Source organism: Longimicrobium sp. (assembly GCF_036554565.1).
In the GTDB taxonomy this organism is placed as follows: Bacteria; Gemmatimonadota; Gemmatimonadetes; order Longimicrobiales; family Longimicrobiaceae; genus Longimicrobium.
The window spans coordinates 1-3,394 of sequence record NZ_DATBNB010000872.1 but is presented as its reverse complement, the minus strand read 5'-3'; the positions used below and the strand labels follow the sequence as shown (position 1 = coordinate 3,394).

The following is a 3,394-nucleotide window of genomic DNA, read 5'->3' as shown; positions in this document are numbered from 1 at the left end:
CGTGGACTCCATCACCGTGCCGCCCCCACCCGAGGGGAAGGTGACAAAGGTATACGTCGAAGGCCGATACGAAGCGTCAGGCGGCGAGCTGGTGGTCGGAAACCACATTCTTGAGACGATCTACGGCACGCCGGCTATCCTCGCGGGGGAGATCCGGCCGGTTGAGAACGAAGCGGGCACGGCGGTGGACGCCATCCTCACCCTGCAGGATCCGCGGGGGGTTACGGCGGCCGTCGAATTCTACATCGTGCAGCTGGGCGTACGGCTCGGACCGCTCGCGCCGACGTCGCACCCCGCGGCTGACACGTGGCGGCTCGATGACATTCCGCTTCCGCCGAAGCCCCACATCCTGAACTTCGAAGCGGAGGTGGTGCGCAACGACGGACAGCCGAACAAGGTGATCTCCTCGGCGGCCGTGGACAGCGACCGGGTACCCAACCACCCCGTCGTAATGGAAGTGCGCGACAAGGTTACCGGCGACACCGTGCTCAACGTGGACAGCGACACGGACGCGGAGTCGTTGGCGTACCGGCCGATCGCCGTGGGCGCTCCAGTCGCCAGCGCCGGCGCCGAGGTGGCGATCCCGCCGCGCGGCAGCCAAGACATGCCGTACTTCGGAAGGTTCACGGTAGCGGCGGATCCTGACCCGCAACGCTTCCTGGTTTACGGGCTGAGGGCGGGGCTCTCGTGGAACGCAGGGCAGACCGCGCAGGAGGTGCGGTACCGCGACGTGACGGTGGAGGGATGGACGGCTCCGCCTCCCGTGGACGATCCGGCGCCGATGGTGGTCGGGGCGAAGTGGATCACCGGCAACACGGGAACCTGCGGCAGCGCGGCCATGACGCACAGCGTCACCCTAGACGAGGTGATCAATTCGGCGTCGGGTGGTTACGGACTGCGGGTGGAGCGGCGCATAGCCGTTGGCAGCGACCCCCCTGGCCCGTGGTCGGACGTGACGTTCGCTCCGTCCCTTCCACTCAGCACGGTCTCGCACGAGGTGAGCTACCCCGGCCAGACGATGGGTGGGCTCGGCACTACCACGGCCTATCAGTACAGGTGGGTGGTCATCCGCATGCGCGACAGCTCCGTCGCATCCCTCCCGGCCGAGACGGATTCCGTCACCGTTTCCGTGGAGGACTGCCCATGAGCCGCGACGTACGGCCGCAGAGCCACAGTGAGTCGATCGGCCCGCCTCCCGGCGCGGCGCGCCTCTACCTCGGGTACTTCACCGAAGTTGGCCCGGACGACTTCAGGTTTTCGACCGTTCGCACCGAAGCCACGCACGGGCTGATCGACGCGGACGGCACCGGAGATCTTCGCATCGTGCCGATGAACGAAACGAACAGCACTGCCGGCCTGATCAGCAGTGATCGAGACACCTTCACCGCATACGGGCAATGGCAGACCCTCGGCTGAACCTTCGGGAAATCGTACGCAGCGACGGCGAAAAGGGCGTCCGGGCTCCGCTGCTGAACACGGGCGTAGCGGGAGCGTGCGATGCTGCCGCGTTCAGGGACGCCTTTGGCCTGACGCTGGACGGCGTATCCAACGACGGACCGGGGCTGGCCCTGCTGGCCGCGCACGTCGCGGATGAGGGTATCGGCCGCATCCGGCTCGCTGACCCGCTCCGGGTAAACGCCAGCATGACCCTCGCTGCCAGCTTGGAGGTGCGCCCCGGCGCGCTGCTCCGCCCCGGCCCGAATGTGACGATCACGCTCGCCGGTTCGGTGGAGGCGGGGAATTTCCGCTGGATCGATGAATCGCTGGGCGGCAAGGTGCGCTTCGCCCCCGACAGTGTGGAGTATCTCAACCCGGTGCATTGGGGTGCGCCGGTGAACGATAAGGACGATGACGGCCCATACATCCGGGCCGCCGGGCTGAACGCGATGACGACGGGCATCCCAGTCCGGCTGATCTCGGGCTACTGGACGGTAGGGTCCGGGGATACGAGCAAGCTGGTGTGGCTGGACGGCGCCACGCACGATGTAACGATCATCGGCGCCGGGGTGGGCGTCACCAATATCAAGCGGCCGGATAATTCCATCCCCGACCCCGGCGTAGACCCCGTGACTGGAGTGCAGCGCAGAAGCCAGTCGCTCCGGCTGTTCTACGTGCGCCCCGCCCCCGGCAGCGAGATCCGGGTGAGCATCAGCGGGATGAGCATAGACGACAACCACCGGGGCAATCCCTTCTTCGCGGCCGACCCGTTGGGCGAGAAGCGCCAGGCGACACACTGTATCCAGGTCGTTGCGCAGGGCAGCCGGGGTGTGACCGAGCTGCGCGCGGAGAACCTGAGTTTTCACGACTGCAACGCGGACGGGCTGTCGCTGGGCACGAACCTGGACTCCGCCTTCGGCGATATCTTCCTCTCCGGCATCCGCGAGTCGGGCCGCGCGCGGAAGCTCCGGGCCGGCATCTGCGTCACGGGCATGTTCAGGAACATCGTCCTGAGCAACGTCGTCGTGAACAACCTGGAATGCGAGCTCAACCAGCGGAGCGACTACCCGTGCCACGCCCGCTTCGTCAATGTCGACGTAGATTTCAAACTCGACTGGAACCCGAAGAAAACGCTGGACACGGGCGTGCTGCCGAAGCTGCTCTGTGTGAATCTCACGGCCACAGGCCGCGTGAACACGGGCCAGTGCGAAGCGCAGTTCGTCAACTGCTCGTTCTCGATCAACGAGCCTTGGCGAATTCAGGAGTATAACTACTCGTTCACGGGTAGTTGCCGGATCAACGTCCGGTATGACTTCCACATCCCAGCGGGCACGAGCCCCGGCGGTGTGGTCTACGTGCTGGGCTCCACCGCCCCGGACAACCTCAGCCTGGACGGCGTGACGTTCACGCACGACAAGTACAACGAGAGCAACGTCGCAGTGGTGGCGACGATCCCCAACCCGCTTCCGGTGCAGCCGACGATTCCGGCCGGGTCCAACCTGATCCCCGTGGGCTCGGTTCTCTCCGAGATCGCGAGCGGCACGGTGCTCACCTTCCAGGCATCCGGAACCACCGCGACTACCCGCGCCGAGGTGAGCGTGGGCGCAACGACGATCCCGGTCTATGGCACCGCGGCGGCCATCCAAGCCGGCGACGCCATCATCCGGCCGGACACGTCCACCGTGGCCCACGTGCAGAACCCCCTTCCGGTCCCCAGCTCGGTGCCGGCGGGGGCGGTCACAGTCCCCGCGTTGCCCCTGCCGGGAGCGCTGCCGGCAGGGCAAGTGCTGAAGTACGGCACGGGCGTTTACGTCACGCTTGCCGCCCCTGCGGCTGCGAACGCGACATCACTCACGACGGAGCCGGTGCCGTTCCCCATCTATCCGGGGAACAATGCCATCGCGGTAACCCTGTTCGACCCCGTGGCGGCGGGGATCACGTGCTACCTGGAAACGTC

At 66.6% G+C, this 3,394-nt stretch carries 3 protein-coding genes; all 3 read left to right on the top strand.

Annotation, left to right across the window (positions count from 1 at the left end; genetic code table 11):
* Positions 1-40 precede the first annotated feature (40 nt).
* Positions 41-1,147: a hypothetical protein gene (locus VIB55_RS24450; RefSeq protein WP_331879306.1), complete on the top strand. Its 1,107-nt coding sequence runs from the start codon at positions 41-43 to the stop codon at positions 1,145-1,147.
* Positions 1,144-1,416, top strand: a complete 273-nt coding sequence (locus VIB55_RS24445) for a hypothetical protein (RefSeq protein ID WP_331879305.1) — start codon at positions 1,144-1,146, stop codon at positions 1,414-1,416. Before VIB55_RS24450 ends, VIB55_RS24445 begins: the two co-directional genes overlap by 4 nt.
* Positions 1,398-3,394: hypothetical protein (locus VIB55_RS24440; protein WP_331879303.1), on the top strand; the 1,997-nt coding region annotated here is incomplete at its 3' end. The genes VIB55_RS24445 and VIB55_RS24440, both read left to right, overlap by 19 nt.